Source organism: Pokkaliibacter sp. MBI-7 (genome assembly GCF_029846635.1).
Lineage (GTDB): Bacteria > Pseudomonadota > Gammaproteobacteria > Pseudomonadales > Balneatricaceae > Pokkaliibacter.
Window position 1 is genome coordinate 1410212 of sequence record NZ_JARVTG010000001.1, and the last position, 20894, is coordinate 1431105.

24 protein-coding genes are annotated in these 20894 nt (G+C 54.5%); 10 read left to right on the plus strand and 14 right to left on the minus strand.

The window, feature by feature from the left end:
* Nucleotides 1-123 precede the first annotated feature (123 nt).
* The 4 genes from QCD60_RS06410 (at nucleotide 124) to tsaA (ending at nucleotide 3349) form a co-directional block, all read left to right on the plus strand.
* A complete protein-coding gene (locus tag QCD60_RS06410) occupies nucleotides 124-840 on the plus strand; it encodes a ComF family protein (RefSeq protein ID WP_279783456.1) in 717 nt (238 codons plus the stop codon).
* A 71-nt stretch (nucleotides 841-911) separates the two neighbouring features.
* Complete coding sequence (locus QCD60_RS06415; protein WP_279783457.1) at nucleotides 912-1814, plus strand: TraB/GumN family protein; 903 nt, start codon at nucleotides 912-914, stop codon at nucleotides 1812-1814.
* 58 nt (nucleotides 1815-1872) lie between these two features.
* Nucleotides 1873-2511 carry a LysM peptidoglycan-binding domain-containing M23 family metallopeptidase gene (locus QCD60_RS06420; RefSeq protein WP_279783459.1) on the plus strand — a complete coding sequence of 213 codons (639 nt, stop codon included), beginning with the start codon at nucleotides 1873-1875 and terminating at the stop codon, nucleotides 2509-2511.
* Nucleotides 2512-2644: 133 nt separating this feature from the next.
* Nucleotides 2645-3349, plus strand: a complete 705-nt coding sequence (gene tsaA, locus QCD60_RS06425; protein WP_279783462.1) for a tRNA (N6-threonylcarbamoyladenosine(37)-N6)-methyltransferase TrmO — start codon at nucleotides 2645-2647, stop codon at nucleotides 3347-3349.
* A 180-nt stretch (nucleotides 3350-3529) separates the two neighbouring features.
* Here tsaA and QCD60_RS06430 read toward each other — a convergent pair whose 3' ends face one another.
* Nucleotides 3530-3778: a DUF2282 domain-containing protein gene (locus tag QCD60_RS06430; protein WP_279783464.1), complete on the minus strand. Its 249-nt coding sequence runs from the start codon at nucleotides 3776-3778 to the stop codon at nucleotides 3530-3532.
* 134 nt (nucleotides 3779-3912) lie between these two features.
* Here QCD60_RS06430 and bioA point away from each other — a divergent pair, with 134 nt between their 5' ends.
* The 3 genes from bioA (at nucleotide 3913) to QCD60_RS06445 (ending at nucleotide 7324) form a co-directional block, all read left to right on the plus strand.
* Entirely contained in the window at nucleotides 3913-5202 is a 1290-nt protein-coding gene (gene bioA, locus QCD60_RS06435) for an adenosylmethionine--8-amino-7-oxononanoate transaminase (protein WP_279783466.1), read from the plus strand.
* Between the two features lie 290 nt (nucleotides 5203-5492).
* Entirely contained in the window at nucleotides 5493-6296 is an 804-nt protein-coding gene (locus tag QCD60_RS06440; RefSeq protein ID WP_104156826.1) for a UDP-2,3-diacylglucosamine diphosphatase, read from the plus strand.
* Nucleotides 6293-7324, plus strand: a complete 1032-nt coding sequence (locus tag QCD60_RS06445; protein ID WP_279783469.1) for a glycosyltransferase family 1 protein — start codon at nucleotides 6293-6295, stop codon at nucleotides 7322-7324. Before QCD60_RS06440 ends, QCD60_RS06445 begins: the two co-directional genes overlap by 4 nt.
* On the opposite strand, the gene QCD60_RS06450 is transcribed toward QCD60_RS06445, so the two are convergent.
* Nucleotides 7284-7880 (minus strand): 2OG-Fe(II) oxygenase, encoded by a 597-nt coding sequence (locus tag QCD60_RS06450; RefSeq protein ID WP_279783471.1) that lies wholly within the window; start codon nucleotides 7878-7880, stop codon nucleotides 7284-7286. The genes QCD60_RS06445 and QCD60_RS06450 overlap by 41 nt on opposite strands.
* Before the next feature lie 186 nt (nucleotides 7881-8066).
* Here QCD60_RS06450 and QCD60_RS06455 point away from each other — a divergent pair, with 186 nt between their 5' ends.
* Nucleotides 8067-8492 (plus strand): thioesterase family protein, encoded by a 426-nt coding sequence (locus QCD60_RS06455; RefSeq protein ID WP_279783473.1) that lies wholly within the window; start codon nucleotides 8067-8069, stop codon nucleotides 8490-8492.
* Nucleotides 8493-8528: 36 nt separating this feature from the next.
* Here the strand turns inward: QCD60_RS06455 and dnaB are convergent, their stop codons facing one another.
* The 9 genes from dnaB to grpE form a co-directional block, all read right to left on the minus strand.
* A complete protein-coding gene (gene dnaB / locus QCD60_RS06460) occupies nucleotides 8529-9917 on the minus strand; it encodes a replicative DNA helicase (protein ID WP_104156829.1) in 1389 nt (462 codons plus the stop codon).
* A 155-nt stretch (nucleotides 9918-10072) separates the two neighbouring features.
* Nucleotides 10073-10519, minus strand: coding sequence for a 50S ribosomal protein L9 (rplI, locus tag QCD60_RS06465; protein WP_104156830.1), 447 nt, complete (start codon nucleotides 10517-10519; stop codon nucleotides 10073-10075).
* Between the two features lie 29 nt (nucleotides 10520-10548).
* The gene (locus QCD60_RS06470) at nucleotides 10549-11394 is read right to left on the minus strand and encodes a hypothetical protein (RefSeq protein WP_279783478.1); all 846 of its coding nucleotides are present in this window, start codon (nucleotides 11392-11394) and stop codon (nucleotides 10549-10551) included.
* A gap of 14 nt (nucleotides 11395-11408) precedes the next feature.
* Nucleotides 11409-11636, minus strand: coding sequence for a 30S ribosomal protein S18 (gene rpsR / locus QCD60_RS06475; RefSeq protein WP_104156832.1), 228 nt, complete (start codon nucleotides 11634-11636; stop codon nucleotides 11409-11411).
* A 41-nt stretch (nucleotides 11637-11677) separates the two neighbouring features.
* The gene (gene rpsF / locus QCD60_RS06480) at nucleotides 11678-12091 is read right to left on the minus strand and encodes a 30S ribosomal protein S6 (RefSeq protein ID WP_279783481.1); all 414 of its coding nucleotides are present in this window, start codon (nucleotides 12089-12091) and stop codon (nucleotides 11678-11680) included.
* Between the two features lie 209 nt (nucleotides 12092-12300).
* Nucleotides 12301-13104: a 4-hydroxy-tetrahydrodipicolinate reductase gene (gene dapB, locus QCD60_RS06485; RefSeq protein ID WP_279783484.1), complete on the minus strand. Its 804-nt coding sequence runs from the start codon at nucleotides 13102-13104 to the stop codon at nucleotides 12301-12303.
* Between the two features lie 102 nt (nucleotides 13105-13206).
* The gene (gene dnaJ / locus QCD60_RS06490; RefSeq protein ID WP_104156835.1) at nucleotides 13207-14352 is read right to left on the minus strand and encodes a molecular chaperone DnaJ; all 1146 of its coding nucleotides are present in this window, start codon (nucleotides 14350-14352) and stop codon (nucleotides 13207-13209) included.
* A gap of 135 nt (nucleotides 14353-14487) precedes the next feature.
* Complete coding sequence (gene dnaK / locus QCD60_RS06495; RefSeq protein ID WP_279783488.1) at nucleotides 14488-16407, minus strand: molecular chaperone DnaK; 1920 nt, start codon at nucleotides 16405-16407, stop codon at nucleotides 14488-14490.
* 118 nt (nucleotides 16408-16525) lie between these two features.
* Nucleotides 16526-17101 (minus strand): nucleotide exchange factor GrpE, encoded by a 576-nt coding sequence (gene grpE, locus QCD60_RS06500; RefSeq protein WP_279783490.1) that lies wholly within the window; start codon nucleotides 17099-17101, stop codon nucleotides 16526-16528.
* 239 nt (nucleotides 17102-17340) lie between these two features.
* Here grpE and recN point away from each other — a divergent pair, with 239 nt between their 5' ends.
* On the plus strand, nucleotides 17341-19011 hold the full coding sequence (gene recN, locus QCD60_RS06505; protein ID WP_279783492.1) for a DNA repair protein RecN: 1671 nt from the start codon (nucleotides 17341-17343) through the stop codon (nucleotides 19009-19011).
* Nucleotides 19012-19125: 114 nt separating this feature from the next.
* On the opposite strand, the gene fur is transcribed toward recN, so the two are convergent.
* The gene (gene fur / locus QCD60_RS06510; protein WP_104156839.1) at nucleotides 19126-19557 is read right to left on the minus strand and encodes a ferric iron uptake transcriptional regulator; all 432 of its coding nucleotides are present in this window, start codon (nucleotides 19555-19557) and stop codon (nucleotides 19126-19128) included.
* Nucleotides 19558-19641: 84 nt separating this feature from the next.
* On the opposite strand from fur, the gene QCD60_RS06515 reads away from it, so the two are divergent.
* Nucleotides 19642-20001: an outer membrane protein assembly factor BamE gene (locus tag QCD60_RS06515; protein WP_279783494.1), complete on the plus strand. Its 360-nt coding sequence runs from the start codon at nucleotides 19642-19644 to the stop codon at nucleotides 19999-20001.
* A gap of 112 nt (nucleotides 20002-20113) precedes the next feature.
* Here the strand turns inward: QCD60_RS06515 and QCD60_RS06520 are convergent, their stop codons facing one another.
* Both QCD60_RS06520 and QCD60_RS06525 read right to left on the minus strand, forming a co-directional pair.
* Complete coding sequence (locus QCD60_RS06520) at nucleotides 20114-20431, minus strand: RnfH family protein (protein ID WP_243410020.1); 318 nt, start codon at nucleotides 20429-20431, stop codon at nucleotides 20114-20116.
* Nucleotides 20418-20855: a type II toxin-antitoxin system RatA family toxin gene (locus QCD60_RS06525; RefSeq protein ID WP_104156841.1), complete on the minus strand. Its 438-nt coding sequence runs from the start codon at nucleotides 20853-20855 to the stop codon at nucleotides 20418-20420. The genes QCD60_RS06520 and QCD60_RS06525 overlap by 14 nt, the downstream gene beginning before the upstream one ends.
* Nucleotides 20856-20894: the final 39 nt, after the last annotated feature.

The window sequence follows — 20894 nt, forward strand, 5'->3', positions numbered from 1 at the left end:
TGCAGTGCTCCGCAAAAGTAAACGTACTTGCCCCTGCACTGCAGGTCTGGTCAGCACGGCAGCGATTCCGCAGGGGCATCAGGAATACCGCCATCTTAATCAGCTCAGGGAATGAGTCAACCAATGAAAAACAACAAGGTTTACCTCAGATCGATTTTTAACCAGCTATTTTACCCATGCATCCTTTGCAGGAGTCATCCCCGCACCCCAGCAGGCTTGCTCTGTACTGGCTGTCAGCAGGATATGCCCTCCAACCGGCCTGCCTGTCTGGGCTGCGCCTTGCCTCTGGAGGCACAGAGTACAACGGGACTGTGCGGTCAGTGTCTGAAACAGGCGCCACTGTATAACCGGGTCTGGAGTCCATGGCGTTATGAAACGCCACTGCCATATCTGATTCGCCGCTGGAAATATCAGGCTGACTTCAGTGCAGGTCGGCTGCTGGCCAGCCTGATGCTAGGCGCCTGGCAGGAAGCAGAGCTGCAGCTTCCAGAGGTCTTGCTGCCGGTACCCATGCACCGCCAGCGTCTGCAGCAGCGCGGCTTCAATCACAGCCTGTGGCTCGCGCAGTATCTGTCCCGGCATTTGCAGATCAAGGTCGACACCCACTATCTGCAGCGCACGCAGGCCACTGCCACACAACAAGGCCTGAGTGCCCGGGCCCGGCGGCGCAATCTCCGCTCAGCCTTTGCGCTGCGCGGTAATCCCGGTTACCGTCATGTAGCCGTAATTGATGACGTCATGACGACCGGGGCGACCGCCAACGCCATTGCTGCACTGTTGCGCAGCCAGCAGATCACCCGACTGCAACTGTGGTGTCTGGCCCGGACGCCCCATCACTGACCGATAGCAACGATTTTCAGGCCCCGGCAATTTGCTTGAGCTGCAGCTCACCTCAAGGAGAACGCGGCACTATGCGCCCATACCGAATACCACTCGCACTATCAGGCTGGCTGTTGGTCCTGTGTCTCTGGCTGGTGCCCCAGCTGGTCAGCGCTCAGCCAGTCTTTGCCTGGCAGATTCGTTCCCAGACCGCCACGCTGTATCTGCTCGGCTCCCTGCATGCCTTCCCGCCGCAGGGCTATCCCCTGCCACAAGCGGTGGAAGCGGCATTTTCGCTGTCTGATTATCTGGTGGTAGAAATCAATCCCACCGACCTCCCCCTGCCAGCCCAGCAGAAACTGTTCGATCACTACGGTAACCTACAAAACGGCCAGCGACTGTCAGACCTGCTCTCAGCCAGGGATCAGCAACGGTTACGTCAGCATGCTCAACAGCTGGGGCTGGATTACAGCGCCATGCAACCCTGGCAGCCCTGGCGTGCGGGTACACAGCTGGTACTGGCAGATGCTGAGCGGCAGGGATTTGACACTACGGCCGGTATTGATCACTACTTTATGCGTCGCGCCGGCAACCGGCAGATCCTGGCGCTGGAAACACTTGAGAGTCAGCTGCAGGCCATCGCAGTCCCCGATATGAATATTCAGGTGGCCAATCTGGTGAGTACGCTGGATCAGATGGAACAGGACAAGGACTTTTTACCCCGCCTGTATCAGGCCTGGCGCCGTGGGGATGGCCCTGCAGTCTATCGCCAGTCGGAACAGGAAGCAGGTGATGACCCGCGCCTGAAAGCCTATCTGGACCGGCTCAACAGTCAGCGTAATGCTGAAATGGCAGAAAAACTGATCCGTTTACTACGCAGCAGTGGTACCTTTTTCGTTGTCGTAGGGGCACTGCATATGCCCGGACCTGATGGCTTGCTGGCTCGCCTCAATGCAGCGAACTTTCCCAGTCAGCAGCTGCAGTCCCCTCGTTAGGCATTGCTGGCACACGACGGCCGTCCAGGGATCTGACCATCACCTTCAAGGAGGATGAATGTTATTGCTGAGCACTCTGAAAGCCCCGCGTTCACTGCGTCTCGCTCTTCCCTTACTGATATTGGCCCTGCTGCTTGGCGGCTGCGGCAGCAACCCGCCGCTTCCCGGCGATACCCAGACCTACTACGTCAAGGCAGGGGATACGTTTTACAGCATCGCCCGTCGCTATGGCATCAGCGTCAAAACCCTGAGCCGCCTGAACCCAGATGCCAACCCCAGCCGCATTGAAATCGGCGATAAGCTGAAGGTACCGACGGATGCAGTGGTCAGGCACTTTGCCTATCCGGTCAGTCATCCTGATTACTCCTCCGGCTTCGGCATGCGAGATGGCCGCATGCATAACGGCGTCGATTTCCGTGGCCCCAGTGGCACATCAGTACTGGCAGCAGGTCAGGGCAAGGTGGTATTCAGCGGTAATATGCGTGGTTATGGCCGCATCATCATTATCGATCACGGCGGCGGCTTTCAGACGGTGTATGCCCACAACAGCGTGAATCTGGTGGACAAGGGGGAAACAGTCCAGCAAGGACAACCGGTAGCGCGTATGGGCAACAGCGGCCATGCCAATGGCACGCACGTGCACTTTGAGGTGCGCATTCATGGTCAGGCCGTCAACCCGATGAGCTATCTGCGCTGATCTCGTAAGCCTATCAGGACGCAATTCACCCCCGCCTGTCGGAGCAGATGACCCGGCTGGAGTCAGATGCTGACAGCCCCTATAGTAACGCCCCTTGCGACAATACTGACCACAGCAACAGGAATAGCACTCCGTGTCGACCGACTTTCACTTTCAGGCCATTGGCTTTATTCACTCGCCCTATAAGGAAAAGTTCGGCATCCCCCGTCAGCCCGGGCTGGTGACCGCCGCCCGCATTGAACTGCATCTTGACCAGCACATCCCGGCCAGCAGTCTGGATGACATCGAAGGTTTTTCCCACCTGTGGCTGACCTTTGTCTTTCATGAACATATCGAGCGTGGCTGGCAGCCCCGCATTCGTCCGCCACGTCTGGGCGGGAATCGCCGGGTCGGTGTATTTGCCAGCCGCAGTCCGTTCCGTCCTAACCCTATTGGTCTGTCAGTCGTGCCCTTGCTGGGCATCCGTCATGCAGACAATCACAGCATCCTTGAGCTGGGAGGAGCGGACCTGCTGGACGGCACACCGATTCTGGATATCAAACCTTACGTCCCCTTTGTCGACAGCCATCCTGGCGCCCGCGGCGGTTTCGTCGATGCTCCGCCACCGCAGCATGCAGTCAGCTGGGATGAGCCGCTGGAGCGGCATCTGCAACAACTCGAACAAAGCGGCCTCCCCGACTTGCGCCTGCTGCTGCGACAGGTGCTGGCACAGGATCCCCGCCCGGCCTATCAGAAAGGACAGGATGGCCGTCGGTATGGCCTGCGACTATATGACTTCAATATTCTGTTCGAGGCGAGTGACGACGGCTTTGTGGTAGTCGCAATAGAGTCGTTGTAACAGGAGCTCTGCCGTCAAAGTCACAGTTCTATGACAAGCGGTTACCGCACAATGGACATCGCGGCACAGAGACAAGGTAGTGAAAAGAGACAAGATGGTCAGAGGAGATGTGGTAGTGAAAAAAGAAGAACGACTGGCACCCTTCTGAGGCACCAGTCGGAACGGATAGAAGTAAGAAACCTACTTTTTCAGCATGCCGCCCATGCTCTCACACGTGCCTTTGGCGACATATTTCCAGTCGCCGGGATCTTTATCCTTGGTGGCTTGCCCGGCGCAGGCATGGCCATTAGAAGCGCAGTCATTCTGGCCCGCCATGGCCACGCCATAACATTTTTCCTTGTCACTGGCCGCCATGGCGGAATTGCTCATCATGCCTAACGCCAGCAGACCAGAGACCGCACCAATAGCAACGACTTTGGATTTGTTCATTCGCTTTAACCTCCTGTTTATGAATATATGAGACACTCGGCGCTATTCCCGGGTTCTCACCCTACCCCCGCATCGAACGCTCAACGATGTCTACGTACCCGACTACCGGTTTAGATTAGTACAGGACCACGCTCATGCAATTGTCAGCCACCGATCTCGCCTTTGATCGTGATCACCTATGGCACCCCTATACCTCTATGCTCAACCCTGCACCGGTCTTTCCCGTGCGCGCAGCCGAGGGGGTCCGGATCTATCTCGACAATGGCCAGGTCCTGCTGGATGGCATGGCCTCCTGGTGGGCTGCCGTACATGGTTACAATCACCCACGCCTGAATCAGGCCCTGATCGATCAGACCCATGCCATGAGTCATATCATGTTTGGTGGCCTGACCCATGCCCCAGCCATCCGTCTCGCCCGTCATCTGGTGGAGCTGACGCCAGCGGGTCTGGACAAGGTATTTATCTGCGACTCAGGCTCGGTGGCCGTCGAAGTCGCTATGAAAATGGCCATTCAATACTGGCAGGCACGTGGTCAGGGCAGTAAACAACGACTGCTGGCACTGCGCAATGGTTATCACGGAGACACCACCGGCGCGATGTCCCTGTGCGACCCGGAAACGGGTATGCACGAGCTGTTCAAGGGCGCCATCCTTGAGCAGTTTTTTGTCGCGGCTCCCCAGAGTTCATTCCATGGCGAATGGCACCCTGAGGAGCTGGAGGAAATGGAGAGCACCCTGCAACAGCACCACCAGCAGATTGCCGCCGTTATTCTGGAGCCCATCGTACAGGGCGCTGGGGGTATGCGTTTCTATCATCCCGCCTATCTGCAGGAGGTCAGAACCCTTTGTGACCGCTATGAGGTGCTGCTCATTGCTGATGAAATCGCCACCGGTTTTGGCCGGACCGGCAAACTGTTCGCCTGTGAACACGCCAATATCAGCCCCGACATTCTCTGTCTTGGCAAGGCGCTGACCGGTGGTTACATGACCCTGGCAGCCACGCTGACTACAAAGACCATCGCCGAAACGATCTCCGCCGGTGGTGCGGGTTGCTTCATGCACGGCCCGACCTTCATGGCCAACCCGCTGGCCTGTGCTGTAGCCAATGCCAGCATTGAACTGTTGCTGGAGAGCGACTGGCAGCAAAAGGTCAACGCGCTGCAAGGCTGGCTGGAAAGTGGCCTGACGCCTGCCCGCAGCCTGCACGGCGTCAGGGAGGTACGCTGCCTGGGCGCCATCGGCGTCATCGAGCTGGAGCATCCGGTCGATATGCGTATCCTGCAGCCACAGCTGGTAGAGGCGGGTATCTGGCTGCGTCCGTTCGGACGACTGGTGTACATGATGCCACCGTTCATCATGAGTCAGAATGAAGTGGCACAGCTGACTGCTACCACCTGTCAGGTACTGGCTGACTATCTGAACTGATCACTATCGCCCCTGGCTGCCGGTGCCTGCCGGCAGCTGCGCTTATACCTCCTACGCCATGAGCCCCTTGCTGCCTCGGTATTTTTCCAGTCCTCCTATGCTGATTTATCCCTCACTGACCAGGGAATAAGCACGGGGGAAACGCTTCGCAATAAATACGTCATTTTTGCTGCTTAGCATGGCTGTGACTTGCACAACCGTCTGCCCTCTCGATCGCGCTCCATAGCAAGTCCTCTGGGAAATCAGTCACTTGCGCATATCGGGTAGGCGTCCAGCGTCAGGAGCCGTACATGGCCAGCAATGCCTCAGCAAAACGCAGCGTCCGCAGTATCTGGATTTCGGATACCCATCTGGGCAGCAAAGGCTGTCAGGCCGAGCTGCTGACAGAGTTTCTCAAACACCACGACTGCGAACAGCTGTATCTGGTCGGGGATATCATTGACGGCTGGCGTATGCGTAAGGGCGTGTACTGGCCGCAAAGCCACAGTAACGTGCTGCGCCGCATCCTCACCATGGCCAAGCGTGGCACCCGTGTTACCTACGTGACAGGCAATCATGACGAATTCCTCCGCCGCTATTCCACGCTGCAGCTGGGTAACATCACCCTGACGGATGAGGCGGAACACGTCACTGCCAAAGGTGAACGCTTGCTGATCCTGCATGGTGACATGTTTGACGTTATTACGCGCTACCACCGCTGGCTGGCGTTCCTCGGTGACTCCGCCTATGAAATGCTGCTGATACTCAATCGCTGGCTGAACGATTTGCGCCGACGCTTTGGTTTTGGCTACTGGTCGCTGTCGGCTTACCTCAAGCACAAGGTCAAGAAAGCGGTCAATTTCATCGGTGAATTTGAGGAGGCGCTGGCCCATGAATGCCACAAACGCAACTTCGACGGTGTTGTTTGCGGCCATATTCATCACGCCGAAATTCGCGATATCGGTAAGGTTCGCTACCTGAACTGCGGCGACTGGGTGGAATCCTGCACCGCACTGGTGGAGGACATGCAGGGCGAGATTTCATTGATCGCCTGGGTACGCCAGCGTGAAACCGTGGTTACCACGCCGATGCCCCAGCTGGAGAGCAGCACGTGAAAAAACTGCTGCTGATTACTGACGCCTGGTACCCACAGATCAATGGCGTAGTCACCACCCTGACGCACATGGTCACCTACCTGCAGCAGCAACAGCTGGCGGTGGAGATCATTCATCCTGCGCGCTTTCGCACCCTGCCCTGCCCCACCTACCCGGATATCCGTCTGGTACTGACCCCATGGCAGGTCGGCAAACTGATACATGACTGCCAGCCTGATGCCGTGCACATTGCCACCGAGGGGCCGCTCGGCATCGCCGCCCGCAGCTATCTGCACAAGCACCACATTCCCTATACCACCTCACTGCATACCAAGTTCCCTGAGTACGTCTCCAGTCGCTTCAGCTGGGTTCCCCTGCGCTGGGGTTATCAATTCCTGCGCTGGTTTCATCGTCCATCCCAGCAGGTGCTGGTTACCACTGAAAGCAATGCCCGGGAACTGCGCAACGCAGGCCTTGAACACCTGCAGGTGTGGGGAAGAGGCGTGGATACCGAGCAGTTCAGGCCTCAGCAACGCCCAGCCAATGCTGACCCGGTATTTCTCTATGTCGGTCGGGTGGCGGTGGAGAAGAATATCGAAGCCTTCCTGCGCCTGCGTCTGCCTGGGCGCAAGCGGGTGGTCGGTGACGGGCCAGCGCGAGGGGAATTACAGACCCGCTACCCGGATGCCGAATGGGTCGGTTTCAAGACAGGTCAGGCACTGGTGGACGAGTATGCCCGCGCAGATGTATTTGTTTTTCCTTCGCTGACCGACACCTTTGGTTTGGTCATGCTGGAAGCACTGGCCTGCGGCACACCAGTCGCTGCCTTTCCGGTGACCGGCCCCATTGATGTGGTGCAACCCGGCGTCACTGGCTATCTGGAGCAGGATCTGGCCAGGGCAGCCATTCAGTGCCTGTCACTGTCCAGAGCAGACTGCCGCCAGTTCGCCGAAGCTAATAGCTGGCAGCAATGTGCAGAGCGTTTCGTGCAGTCCCTGGTGCCGGTGTTTACCAATCAAGAGGATGATTGCGCCGAAACCAGCCAGTAAGACTGCGGCGAGGCTTCACCGCCGGCAGCACCTGATGCGGGAAATCTGAACTCAGAAAAAACACCGTGGTCCCCCAACGCGGTGCTACCGACGCCAGTAACTGCTGTTCGTCGTCAGCATAGAGCAGCAGTTCACCTCCATCACCTGGCTGCCAGTCCAGATTGAGGTAGGTGATAAACGTCAGAATGCGCTGATTGTTTCCCTGGAAGTTATCCCAGTGCAAGGCATAACCACCGCCCTCCGGATAACGGGCGTAGTGAAACTCCATGGCGTTCAATCCCAGAAACAGCGAGCGATTGAACTCTGCCATCCAGCCCTCTGCAACCTGCAGGAACTGCTGCTGACAGATGGCCTTACCTTCCAGCCAGGCAATCTCATCAGCACGAATTGACTCAACTCGTTGCCGTGCCTGACCCACTTTGGCCTCTTCCAGTGCATTGGCCTGATAATGGCAGCTGATATCCTGGTATAAAGCCTGCAATAGAGTCTGCTCCAGCAGGGGATTGCGTTCATCGGGCAGCACCACGTAACCACAGCTGGCCAATTGATCGAGCATGGACTCCGGGAGTCCGGTAGTAGCAGTCTTCACTCCAGTGCAGTGCCCCAGTAATAAACAGGGCGACTATTTTGCTCAGGAAGCGAATCCACCAGAAACAAAATCAAATGCTCGATATAAGCAAGAAAATCGATTGATCAGTAAAGGCCAACAACAGATATATCTAGACGTAAGAGGCAGGACAATATGGCAAGGATAAGACTGGCGTTACCGGCACAGAGTCTGTTTCAACTGACGCTGCCGATCCGCATTCAGGATATCAACTACGGCGGTCACCTGAGCAACAGCGCCATTCTCGGTCTGGCACATGAGGCACGCATAGCCTTTCTCGCCCAGTATGGCTGGCAGGAGCTAAACATTGAGGGCTGTGGCATCATCATGGCCGACGCCGCCATTCAGTTTCGCGCCGAAGCCTTTCATGGCGAGGTGCTGAATATCAGCGTAGGGCTGATGGATGCTTTTGAATATGGTTGCGACATGTTCTATCGCATGGTCCGCGAGAGTGATGGTAAGGAAATCGCGCTGGTCAAAACCGCGTTGGTATTCTTTGATTACAGTAGCCGTAGCAAGGTGGCTATGCCAGCGGCATTCGCCAGCCTGATTCCCGACTGACGAACCGCTGCCGCACGGCACTCTCTGGCAAGCGTGCTAGTACTCATCCTTGTAGGAGTCATAGATCTCTCGGGCCAGATCCTCAAAGCGGGTGTATTTACCGATAAAGGCCAACCGACAGGTGCCGATGGGGCCGTTACGCTGCTTACCGATAATGATCTCAGCCACCCCTTTGTCGGGAGAATCTTCGTTATAGACCTCATCACGGTAGATAAACATGATGACGTCGGCATCCTGCTCGATGGAGCCTGACTCCCTGAGATCGGAGTTGATAGGACGTTTATTGGGACGGTTTTCCAGACTACGGTTGAGCTGAGAGAGCGCAATCACCGGGCAATGCAGCTCTTTCGCCAGCGCCTTCAGCGAGCGCGAGATCTCTGCCACTTCCTGAGTACGGCTCTCAACGTTGCCACCCAGCCGCATCAGCTGCAGGTAGTCGACCATGATCAGCCCCATGGAGCCATGCTCACGATGAATTCGCCGGGCACGGGCACGCATCTCACTGGGTGTCAGGCCTGGCTGATCGTCGATATACAGCGGCTTGTTACGCAGCATATGCACTGCCCCCGTCAGTCGGGTCCACTCCTCGGGATCCATCTGTCCGGTACGCACATTCCCCAGCGGGATTTTGCCAAGGGACGCCAGCATACGCATCATCAGCTGTTCGGCAGGCATCTCCAGACTGAATACGAGCACCGGTTTGTTACCCTGCACGACGACGTTCTGCACAACGTTCATGGCAAAGGTAGTCTTCCCCATGGAAGGACGCGCAGCGACGATAATCATGTCCGATGGCTGCATGCCCGAGGTCATCCGGTCCAGATCCGAGAAGCCGGTACTTGCACCGGTCATCTCGCCACCCTGCTGATTGAGCAGATCAATACGCTCGATCGTCTGCGCCAGAATAGGGTTTACGCCCACTGGCCCCGCAGCCTGGGTTCGGCTTTCTGCAATCTTGAATACTTTGGCTTCCGCCTCATTGAGCACTTCCGGACCGGTCCGCCCTTCCGGATGATACGCCAGATCCATGATTTCACCACTGATACCAATAAGCTGGCGCAGCAGTGAGCGGTCACGCACGATTTCGGCATACGCGCGAATATTGGCAGTACTCGGCGTGTTCTGTACCAGCTCTCCGAGGTAAACCAGACCACCGGCATGCTCAAGCTCTGCGCGGGACTCCAGTTCCTCCGACAGCGTAATGATATCCAGTGGCATCTGCTGACTGATCAGCTGCGCCATGGCCCGGAAGATCAGGCGATGATTGCGACGATAGAAATCGTCTTCGGTCAGCTGCTCAGCGACGGTATCCCAGGCCTGGTTATCCAGCAGGACACCACCCAGTACCGACTGTTCAGCTTCAATTGAATGAGGAGGGAGCTTTAAGGCTTCTGTTTCCTGGTCGGGAAGCGTATCCATCAACATCAGTCTCAATAGACAAACCGGGCTATTACCCTATACCAGAGCAGCTCGCCTGGGAATCTCACCATAACTCGGTGGACTCTGATAGGGCATAAACACAAACACCCGCCGAAGCGGGTGTTTGCAGTCATCTTGACGACGACCGATAAAGCGTCAGCTTATTCAGCTACCACGATGATGGTAACTTTGGCAGACACTTCAGGGTGCAGCTGGATAGCTACTTCGAATTCGCCAGTGTGACGCAGAGCGCCATTGGGCAGACGAACTTCTGACTTGTCTACAGCGATACCGGCAGCAGTGATGGCATCAGCCAGATCACGAGTACCGATAGAGCCGAACAGTTTGCCTTCGTCACCGGCTTTGGCAACGATAGACAGTTCGATTTCAGCCAGTTGAGTAGCGCGAGACTGGGCAGTAGCCAGCTTATCAGCAGCTGCTTTTTCCAGCTCGGCACGGCGAGCTTCAAAAGCTTCAACGTTAGCAGAAGTAGCCATAACTGCCTTGCCATAAGGCATCAGGAAGTTACGACCGTAACCAGCTTTAACTTTAACTCTGTCGCCCAAGCCACCCAGCTTGCCGACTTTCTCGAGCAGAATAACTTCCATCTCGTAAACCTCTGTTTGCACAACCCGGGTCAGACCATCGGGTTAAGTCTTCTGCGGATATTGATCAACGAGTCGATCACACCCAGCAGCATCAATAAAGGATACACATACGGTCCAAGCAGGAACAGTGCCACATAAAGTGCACCCAGCCATGCTTTACCCAGTGCCTTGATACCTATTACCCCGTGAACCAAGGCTAACCCTGCAACGACCAGCGGCAGAGACAACACCGGCAGCCAACGCAGCCACTCGGGGCCTGCTCCCGCTCCCAGCATCAGAACAAAGCCTAACGCCAGTGCCAGCCAGGCCGGCAGTCTGAGCTGATGAAACTCCGCTCTGAAACCACCGGGATTGTAAAGATCTGCTTGCCAAGCTCTCGCCATCATCACACTGCCGAGGTTGATAGCACACTGAAAAGCCGCTAGAGCGCCTATCAGTAATTGCATCAGCCAGTGTCGGGCATCACTCGGTACAGGACCGTCTACCACTGACGCCAACCAGCTGTCGCTGAGGGTCTGCAGTTGGCTGACCAGAGCCTGCAGGGCCATGGGCAGCACACCACTCAACAACAAGCCAATTAGCGTTGACACCAACAGGACCTGGGGCCACGACACTGTCGCCCGCAACACCCAGGCCAGTATAAAGGTGCCAAGCAAGCTCATCAGTGGCGTGGGATCACCCATGGCCCACCAAGCCAGTGTGGGCGGCAAGGCCCAGACTACAATCTTTACGCCCTCCCGGTAGCCTCTACGCAAGGTCACCAGGCTCACGGTTGCCGCACTCAGCCAAAACATCATTGGCAGTACGGCACAAACAACAGCAACCAATAAGGCCTGTCTGCGGCCTTGCATGAGGTACTCAGCAAGTGCACGCATGCCTTAGCGGTTCCTTATTTGTGGCTGTCGGTGTAAGGCAGCAGAGCCAGGAAACGAGCACGCTTGATAGCGGTCGCCAGCTGACGCTGATAACGGGCACGGGTACCGGTGATACGGCTAGGAACGATCTTGCCGGTCTCGGTGATGTAGCCCTTCAGGGTTTCGATGTCTTTGTAATCGATTTCCTTCACATTTTCGGCTGTGAAGCGGCAAAACTTTCTACGACGGAAAAAACGCGCCATCTGTAAAACTCCTCAATCAGTTAAGTAAAAGAAAACCCAGCTTATTCTTCGCTGGTTTCTTCTGCTTTTTCAGCTACGTCGTTCTGCTCTGCATTAGCAGCGTTGTCTTCACGACGGGGACGACGCTCTTCACGGCTTTCAGCAGCTTTGATTGGGGATACTTCGGTGACTGCATCTTTACGGCGCAGAACCATGTTACGGATAACAGCATCGTTGTAGCGGAACAGATCTTCCAGTTCGTCCATGACTTCCTGGGTCGCTTCAACGTTCATCAGCACGTAGTGTGCCTTGTGGATTTTATTGATTGGGTAAGCCAGCTGACGACGGCCCCAATCTTCCAGACGGTGGATCTTACCGTTAACACCTTCGATCATAGAGGTGTAACGCTCGATCATAGCTGGAACTTGTTCGCTCTGGTCCGGATGTACCAGAAACACGATTTCGTAATGACGCATGTAAGCTCCTTACGGGTTAACAGCCCCTCAACAGCACACTTCTGCACAGTTAAGAAGCAAGGAGGATAGAAAGGGTATTTCAAAGAGCGCATCATTTTAGTGATGCAGCTGGCACTATGCAAGCCAGCTGTACAGCATTTAAGCAACTTGGGCGACGTCTACCACCTTCCCAAGCAGTTACCAGTAAGCTTCGGCAGCACCTGCGATGCCTAACGCAACCCGAGTACATCCTGCATGTCAAAGTTGCCTGTGGTTTTATCGTCCAGCCATACCGCTGCACGCACTGCCCCCTTAGCAAAGGTCATACGACTGGATGCCTTGTGGGTAATTTCAATGCGTTCCCCCTCAGTTGCGAATAGCACAGTGTGGTCACCGACCACATCACCACCACGCACTGTAGCAAAACCGATCTGCTCGGCGGGGCGGGCTCCAATCTGCCCTTCGCGCCCGTAAACGGCACAGCTTTTAAGATCGCGCTGTAATGCATCAGCAACCACTTCCCCCAACAGCAGGGCAGTCCCGGATGGAGAGTCAATCTTATGACGATGATGCGCTTCGATAATTTCGATATCGTACCCATCACCCAGCGTCTGTGCGGCCAGCTGCAATAGCTTGAGACAAACGTTGATACCCACACTCATATTCGGTGCGAATACGATGGCCGTGCGCGCACCCGCATCCGTAATCTGTTGCTTCTGAGCATCATTCAGACCGGTGGTGCCCACCACCAGTTTTTTGCCATGGGCAGCACAGAAGGCGACGGTCTGTTCAGTGACCCCCGGTTTGGTAAAGTCAATCAGCACGTCAAAATCGCTGACCACCTTATCGAGGCTGTCACTGGCATAAATACCCAGCTTACCAATTCCGGCCACTTCGCCCAGATCTGCACCTACCAGGCTGCTGCCCATTGACACAATCCCGGCACCTAAAGCCGCAGAATCGTGCTGCTGAATCGCTTCAATCAGGTTGCGCCCCATTCGGCCGGCAGCACCCATGATGGCAATACGCGTCATGTTGTTATCCTGTATTCACAGTCAAATTCAGAGGTGGCGAGATTATAAAGAAAAAGGGCGACCATGGTCGCCCTTTCCTGTCGCGAATACCACTGCATCCGCTTACTTCATATCTTCAAAAAACTTCTTCACGCCATCAAAGAAGGATTTGGTACGAGGCGCATGGCGCTCATCCTGGTCCTTCATTGTCGCTTGAAACTCCTGCAGCAACTCTTTCTGACGCGCTGTCAAATTGACCGGAGTCTCAACCACGATACGGCAGATCAGGTCACCTGCTGCACCGCCGCGGACTGGCACCACGCCTTTGCCACGCAGACGGAACTGCTTGCCCGTCTGAGTTTCCGTCGGAATCTTGAGACGGACACGACCATCCAGTGTTGGTACTTCAAGTTCACCACCGAGAGCAGCATCAACGATGCTGACCGGTACGTCACAGAACAGATTCTTGCCATCACGCTCAAAAATCGGATGTTCACGTACCGATACCTGTACGTACAGATCACCTGCCGGACCACCCTGCACCCCCGCCTCGCCTTCACCTGAAAGACGAATACGGTCACCAGTATCAACACCTGCCGGAATTTTGACGCTGAGAGTCTTGGTCTTTTCAACCCGACCACGACCATGGCAGTCGCCACAAGGATCAGTGATTACCTTGCCACTGCCGTGACAGGCAGGGCACGTCTGCTGCACAGAGAAGAAACCCTGCTGCATACGAATCTGTCCCGCGCCACCGCAGGTAGAACAGGTCTGTGGCTGAGTCCCTTTTTTCGCTCCACTGCCATGGCAAGTGTCGCACTCTGACAAAGATGGAATTGTCAGGGATTTCTGACAGCCCTTGACAGCTTCTTCAAGCTCCAGCTCCAAGGTGTAACGCAAGTCCGAGCCACGCTGAGGACCTCCTCGTCCACCACGGGCAAAGCCGCCGCCACCACCAAAAATATCGCCGAAGACATCCCCAAAAATATCCTGGAAACTGCCCCCACCAAAACCACCCCCACCAAAGCCGCCTGCGGCATTGGGATCAACGCCAGCATGACCGAACTGATCATATGCGGCCTTTTTCTGGGCATCGGACAACACTTCGTAGGCCTCGTTCACTTCTTTGAACTTGGCTTCCGCCTCACTGTCATCCGGATTACGGTCCGGATGAAACTTCATGGCCATGCGCCGGTAGGCTTTCTTGATGTCCTGCTCAGAGGCATCGCGCTGCAGCCCCAGCACTTCATAGAAATCGCGTTTTGACATGATCTTCGCTGGCTAGCTGTACCGGCACTGCCGGTGACTCCAATGGAAAAGGCGCAGTCTACCTGCGCCTTCGTCAACTTCAAAGCCGAGTTGTCAGCGAATTACGTGGATAATCCGCTAACGAGTGAAAGACTCTTACTTCTTATCGTCCTTCACTTCTTCAAACTCGGCGTCAACCGCATCATCCTGCTTGGCGCCAGCATCCTGAGCACCACCTGCAGCCTGTTCCTGGCTTGCCGCTTCTGCATACATTTTTTGCGCCAGACCAGACAATGCCTCGGTCAGTTCCTCTGTTTTGCTGGTGATGACGTCTTTATCATCCCCTTTCAGCGCTTCTTCCACAGCCTTAATGGCTGCTTCAATCTTTGCTTTCTCTTCAGCAGTGGCCTTATCACCGGCATCCTTCAGAGTTTTGTGGGCAGTGTGTACCATGCCGTCGGCACCGTTACGCGCCTGCACCAGCTCCTCAAACTTCTTGTCTTCGGCAGCATTGGCTTCAGCATCACGTACCATCTTTTCAATCTCTTCATCACTCAGACCGGATGAAGCCTTGATAACGATAGACTGCTCTTTACCTGTGGCCTTGTCCTTCGCAGAGACGTTCAAAATACCGTTGGCATCGATATCAAAGCTAACTTCGACCTGTGGTACACCGCGAGGTGCAGGAGGAATATCAGACAGATCGAAACGACCCAGCGATTTATTCTGAGTAGCTTGCTTACGCTCACCCTGCAATACATGAATGGTTACAGCAGTCTGGTTGTCGTCAGCAGTCGAGAACACCTGCGACTTGCGAGTCGGAATAGTGGTGTTCTTGTCGATCAGCGGAGTCATCACGCCACCCATGGTTTCGATACCCAGAGTCAGCGGAGTGACGTCCAGCAGCAGCACGTCTTTTACATCACCAGATAAGACGGCGCCCTGAATGGCGGCTCCCATTGCTACCGCTTCGTCGGGGTTTACATCACGACGTGGCTCTTTACCAAAGAAAGCCTTCACTTTCTCCAGCACCATCGGCATACGAGTCTGGCCACCCACCAGAATAACTTCGTCGATTTCAGCAGGCTTCAGACCAGCATCATTCAACGCGATACGGCAGGGCTCCAGTGAACGCTGCACCAGATCCTCAACCAGGGATTCCAGCTTGGCACGAGTCACCTTGATGTTCAGGTGCTTGGGACCTGTTGCGTCAGCAGTGATGTAAGGCAAGTTAACGTCAGTCTGCTGAGCAGAAGACAGTTCAATCTTAGCCTTTTCCGCAGCCTCTTTCAGACGCTGCATGGCCAGAGGATCGCCCTTCAGATCAATGCTGCTTTCCTTTTTGAACTCGCTGGCCAGATAGTCGATCAGCGCCAGGTCAAAGTCTTCACCACCCAGGAAGGTGTCACCATTGGTAGAAAGTACTTCAAACTGCTTTTCGCCATCGACATCGGCAATCTCAATGATAGAGATATCGAAAGTACCACCACCCAAGTCATAGACAGCGATCTTGGAGTCGCCGCCTTTCTTGTCCATACCGTATGCCAGTGCAGCGGCAGTAGGCTCGTTAATGATACGTTTGACATCCAGACCCGCGATGCGGCCAGCGTCTTTGGTAGCCTGACGCTGAGAGTCATTGAAGTAAGCAGGAACGGTAATAACCGCTGCGGTCACTTCTTCGCCAAGATAATCCTCAGCGGTCTTTTTCATTTTCTTCAGTACTTCAGCAGATACCTGCGGAGGAGCCATTTTCTTACCTTTGGCTTCTACCCAGGCATCACCGTTGTCAGCGCCAACAATTTTGTAAGGCACCATCTTGATGTCTTTCTGCACGACATCATCAGCAAACTTGCGACCGATCAGACGCTTAACTGCATACAGAGTGTTATGAGGATTGGTAACGGCCTGGCGTTTGGCAGGCTGACCAACCAACACTTCGCTGTCGTCAGCATAAGCGACGATAGAAGGCGTAGTACGCGCGCCTTCAGCGTTTTCAATAACGCGAACCTTATCCCCCTCCAGTACGGCCACGCAGGAGTTGGTGGTTCCCAAGTCGATACCAATAATTTTGCCCATAGTATTCAAACCTCAGAATTCAGTCTCAGGGGAGCACCTTGCTCCCTAAATCAGCTTGGCTTGTAAGGTTGGTCCGCTTTCAGTTATTTCAAGTCCACACCTTACTTTTTTAATGACTTCAGGCCTTGCCTTTAGAAACCACCACCATCGCAGGGCGCAGCAGGCGACCATTGAGGGTATAGCCTTTCATCATGACATCAACGACCTTGTTCGCATCCATTTCCGGGTGCGGAATCATGGTCACCGCCTGGTGCAAATCTGGATTAAAGTCTTCGCCCACAGGATGCACAGTACCGACGTTGAACTTTTCCAATGTTTTGACAAACAGATCGAGGGTCATTTCCACCCCTTCACGTACAGCCAGCAGATGCTCGCTGTCCCCTTGGGACGACTGAATAGCGCGCTCCAGATTGTCGACGATGGGAAGCAGCTCACCAGCAAATTTTTCCAGCGCATAACGATGTGCCTTTTCCACATCCTGCTCCGCGCGACGGCGGCTATTCTGCATTTCTGCCTGCGCACGCAGCGCCTGTTCACGTGCGTCATTGAGCTGCTGCTTCAGCTGGTCGACTTCGCTCTGCAGCGCCTCAATACCAGGTTCAGCATCTGCAGTCTGCCCAGCGTCACACTGCTCTTCTGCAATAGTGTCCTTCACTTCGTCCTGCTCAGGTGCAGTGTTCTCGTGGTTCGCCATGGGCCAATCCTCTTAAGCTGTTGGTTAAGTCTCAACAATCTTTGTTTATTCATCACCGGCAAGTCATTGCCTTGGTGCCCCACCGGGTAGGCAGGGGAACAAGTTGGGCAGCAATATGGGAACGATCAGAGCACTTTCAAGTCACCACACTGTTTAAAATGTCAGCAAAAAGCCATTGCACTGGATGAAAAGCCGGATAAACTACTGGATATAAAACCAGTCTATGACGGGGAAACGTCATGCTCTGCCAACTTACCATTCGCAACGTTGCTATTGTTGAACACCTGGATCTCGAGCTTCCAGGCGGTATGCTTGCCGTCAGCGGCGAGACCGGTGCAGGCAAGTCCATCATGCTGGACGCATTGGCTCTGGCACTGGGGGATCGTGGCGATGCTGGCTGTGTCCGGCATGGAAGTGACAAAGCAGATATAAGCGCCTGCTTTGATATTCAAGCCATTCCCCAGGCACAGGAATGGCTGGCAGAACGTGACATGCTGCAGGATCATCAATGTATCTTACGCCGCACTATCAGCGCTGAGGGCAGATCACGCGCCTGGATCAACGGCCAGCCATGCAATTTACAGGAATTACGTCAGCTGGGTGAACATCTGCTGGAAATCCACGGTCAGCATGCTCACCAGAAACTACTAAACCCCCATACTCATCAGTACTTTCTCGATGATTATGCACAGCTGACAGAAACAACGACGGCAGTTGGCCTGTCATTTAAAAGCTGGCAAAAGCGCTTGCAGCACTGGCAGACGGTGCAAGAGCGCAGTAAAGAAGATCAAGCGAAGGTACAACTATTGAGTTATCAGGTAGAGGAGCTTCAACAGCTGAATGTGCGCCATGGCGAGCTCGAGGAACTGGAGCAGGAGCAGAAAATCCTTGCCAATGCCGAATATAACCTGCGTTTAGGCCAACAACTTGTCGAGCTTACCCGCGATGGCGACGAGAACCTGCAGGATCAGTTACGTCGATGCCGTTCATTGCTCAATCAGATGCAGTTACCACGCGCGACTCTGGATGAAGTCGACACGTTACTTGATAGTGCCGCCATTCAATTGGATGAAGCGCTGAACTCGCTTCAGCACGGTCTGGATCAGTGTGAAATCAGCCCGGAACGGTTGCAGGATGTGGATGAGCGACTGCATCTGATTTATTCCCTTGCCCGAAAACATCGCATTGATCCATATGGGATTCCAGCATTTCAACAGCAGCTGGAAGCAGAGCTGGCAGATCTCAATATTGATGATGACCAGTTAGCCGCCCTGGAGGCAGATGTAGCAACTCATTTTGAGCATTACCTGATGCTGGCCGAGAAACTCAGTGCACAGCGCCAACAAGCAGCAGAACAGCTGAGCAACCAGGTAGTGGAGCAGTTACGGGCACTGAGCATGCCACATAGCCGTTTTATTGCTCAGATCAGCCGTCTGGAAACGGCACAATATAATGCCAAGGGTATTGATCAGGTCGAGTTTCTGTTAAGCGCCAACCCTGGCCAACCACCACGCGCACTACATAAAGTGGCCTCTGGTGGAGAATTGTCACGAATCAGCCTAGCCATTCAGGTCGTAGCCGCGCACGCCAGTACCATGCCTACCCTGATTTTTGATGAGGTGGATGTCGGAATTGGCGGCGCTGTTGCGGAAGTGGTTGGCAAGCTGCTACGCCAGCTGGGGGACCGGGTGCAGGTCATGTGCGTTACCCATCAGCCTCAAGTTGCCGCTCAGGCCCATCATCACCTGTTTGTCAGCAAAGAAGTTCGCCAAGGTCTGACCCACTCTCGCATTCATCGCCTCAGTGATAACCAGCGGGTAGACGAAATTGCCCGCATGCTGGGTGGCTCTGAGCTTTCCCATCATGCCCGGGCTCATGCTGAAGCAATGCTCAACCAGCTTCCACACTGAGTTCTTCAGTAAAGCGAGGCGCGCATAACGTCTCTGAAGAAATGAAAAAGCCTGCATATGCAGGCTTTTTAGTTAAACGCAGTCATTATAGATGAATACGCTTGTAGACAGGGATCAGATCTTCCTTTCCTTATCAGCATCTTTATAGATGCCATACAGGTAGATAGTCCGATCAGTCAGGATAAAGCCGTTTTCTTCGGCAATTTCCTGAAGGCGTTTGTTGATAACAGGGTCAGAAAACTCACGTACAACACCTGATTTCACGCAAACGATATGGTCATGTTTATCATCCGATGACAGTTCGAATACCGAGTGGCCGCCTTCAAAATGATGACGTACCACCAAACCTGCAGCTTCGAACTGAGTCAGCACGCGATAAACGGTGGCCAAGCCAACATCCTCACCCTGCTCCATCAGAATCCGATAGATATCTTCTGCACTCCAGTGGTCCTGCTCACCAGCCTGCTCCAGGATCTGATAGATCTTGACGCGCGGGAGAGTGATCTTCAGGCCGGCTTTGCGCAGCTCTTGATTTTCTAATGCCATAAGCAAATTCTCTGTGCTCTTCGCAGTAGGTGGCAACATCATGTATTATTCCGTGCCAACGAAGATATTGGAAGTCATTAGGCAATGCAAAAAGCACTCATTTTAAGCTGCTCCTTGCTTCTAGGTGCCTGTTCATATTTCCCGGGCATTCACCGCATTGAAGTCCAGCAGGGCAACCTGGTTACTCAGGACATGCTCAACCAGCTCAAGCCTGGTATGACCAAAGCGCAAGTGCGCTACGTGCTTGGCACGCCATTACTGGTGGACACTTTCAATCAGCAGCGCTGGGACTATCTCTATCGCCTTGAAAAAGCCGATGGCGAACTGGAGAGCAAAACTATCAGCCTATACTTCCAGAACGACAAGCTAGCCAACGTACAGGGGGATATGCGCCCAGGTGCACCTGCTGAGAGCGACCCGACCACGGCAGACAAAGCCCAGTAGTAGCGATATAAGCCTGATCAGTCGGCAGCTTCTGCCTACTGATCAGCCCCAATTTACGTTAACTTCAACAATCCCTTTTATAGCCCACTGCCGACTTACACTACCACAATGTTTAGTCTGCCCGACCAGCCTTGGCCTTAGCTGCGCGATTAGCACGTGCCTGCTTCGGATCTACTTTAAGTGGCCGATATAATTCAACCCGCTCTCCTTCGCGCAGGGCCTGCTGCTTTGGATTACGCACCGCTTTCCCGAAGATACCCATGGGTTGAGTTTCAGGATCAATTTCCGGGTAGTAATCTACGATGCCCGACTGCACTACAGCCTGGTAAAGGCTGCAACCTTCCTCAATTTGCAGAGGAATGATCATTTGATCAGTGGGCAAAGCATATGCCACTTCGACACTGATCATCTTTGCTTCAGGCTTTGCCATAAAGTACCTCTGCCCGTTTGCAGAACGCCTCTACCATCGTGGTAGCAATCTGGTTGAACACCTTGCCCATCGCCATTCCGGCCAGTTTGTTAGCAAAATCAAAGCTGAGACTGAGCGACACTTTACATGCCTGCTCATTCAGCTCCTTGAAATCCCACTTACCGGTCAGCTGCCGAAACGGCCCTTCAACCAGCTCCAGTTGAATGAAGGCTGGACGTTGCAGTCGGTTCCTGGTCGTAAAGGTGTACTTAAGACCTCCTTTACTGACGTCGACAGAAGCCACCATCTCCTCATCAGTGACCGAAATGATTCGGGTCGCGGAGCACCAGGGCAAAAACTGTGGGTAGGCGGCCACGTCATTCACGATATCGAACATGGATGCAGCTGAGTGCATGACCAACGCACTGCGATCTACCGTTGTCATGAATCCTCCTAAAAGCGAGTGCCTCTGCACCCGCTGTCT

Bases quoted from the DNA above. Each gene is read 5' to 3' on its own strand.
- dnaB (WP_104156829.1), bottom strand. From the start codon at position 9,917: ATGTTGATGGATACGCTTCCCGACCAGGAAACAGAAGCCTTAAAGCTC.
- dnaK (WP_279783488.1), bottom strand. From the start codon at position 16,407: ATGGGCAAAATTATTGGTATCGACTTGGGAACCACCAACTCCTGCGTG.
- QCD60_RS06440 (WP_104156826.1), top strand. From the start codon at position 5,493: ATGGCCAGCAATGCCTCAGCAAAACGCAGCGTCCGCAGTATCTGGATT.
- recN (WP_279783492.1), top strand. From the start codon at position 17,341: ATGCTCTGCCAACTTACCATTCGCAACGTTGCTATTGTTGAACACCTG.
- QCD60_RS06450 (WP_279783471.1), bottom strand. From the start codon at position 7,880: ATGCTCGATCAATTGGCCAGCTGTGGTTACGTGGTGCTGCCCGATGAA.
- QCD60_RS06420 (WP_279783459.1), top strand. From the start codon at position 1,873: ATGTTATTGCTGAGCACTCTGAAAGCCCCGCGTTCACTGCGTCTCGCT.
- rpsR (WP_104156832.1), bottom strand. From the start codon at position 11,636: ATGGCGCGTTTTTTCCGTCGTAGAAAGTTTTGCCGCTTCACAGCCGAA.
- QCD60_RS06430 (WP_279783464.1), bottom strand. From the start codon at position 3,778: ATGAACAAATCCAAAGTCGTTGCTATTGGTGCGGTCTCTGGTCTGCTG.
- dapB (WP_279783484.1), bottom strand. From the start codon at position 13,104: ATGACGCGTATTGCCATCATGGGTGCTGCCGGCCGAATGGGGCGCAAC.
- QCD60_RS06515 (WP_279783494.1), top strand. From the start codon at position 19,642: ATGCAAAAAGCACTCATTTTAAGCTGCTCCTTGCTTCTAGGTGCCTGT.
- fur (WP_104156839.1), bottom strand. From the start codon at position 19,557: ATGGCATTAGAAAATCAAGAGCTGCGCAAAGCCGGCCTGAAGATCACT.
- QCD60_RS06410 (WP_279783456.1), top strand. From the start codon at position 124: ATGAAAAACAACAAGGTTTACCTCAGATCGATTTTTAACCAGCTATTT.
- dnaJ (WP_104156835.1), bottom strand. From the start codon at position 14,352: ATGTCAAAACGCGATTTCTATGAAGTGCTGGGGCTGCAGCGCGATGCC.
- bioA (WP_279783466.1), top strand. From the start codon at position 3,913: ATGCAATTGTCAGCCACCGATCTCGCCTTTGATCGTGATCACCTATGG.
- grpE (WP_279783490.1), bottom strand. From the start codon at position 17,101: ATGGCGAACCACGAGAACACTGCACCTGAGCAGGACGAAGTGAAGGAC.
- QCD60_RS06470 (WP_279783478.1), bottom strand. From the start codon at position 11,394: ATGCGTGCACTTGCTGAGTACCTCATGCAAGGCCGCAGACAGGCCTTA.
- QCD60_RS06525 (WP_104156841.1), bottom strand. From the start codon at position 20,855: ATGACAACGGTAGATCGCAGTGCGTTGGTCATGCACTCAGCTGCATCC.
- rpsF (WP_279783481.1), bottom strand. From the start codon at position 12,091: ATGCGTCATTACGAAATCGTGTTTCTGGTACATCCGGACCAGAGCGAA.
- QCD60_RS06415 (WP_279783457.1), top strand. From the start codon at position 912: ATGCGCCCATACCGAATACCACTCGCACTATCAGGCTGGCTGTTGGTC.
- QCD60_RS06455 (WP_279783473.1), top strand. From the start codon at position 8,067: ATGGCAAGGATAAGACTGGCGTTACCGGCACAGAGTCTGTTTCAACTG.
- rplI (WP_104156830.1), bottom strand. From the start codon at position 10,519: ATGGAAGTTATTCTGCTCGAGAAAGTCGGCAAGCTGGGTGGCTTGGGC.
- QCD60_RS06520 (WP_243410020.1), bottom strand. From the start codon at position 20,431: ATGGCAAAGCCTGAAGCAAAGATGATCAGTGTCGAAGTGGCATATGCT.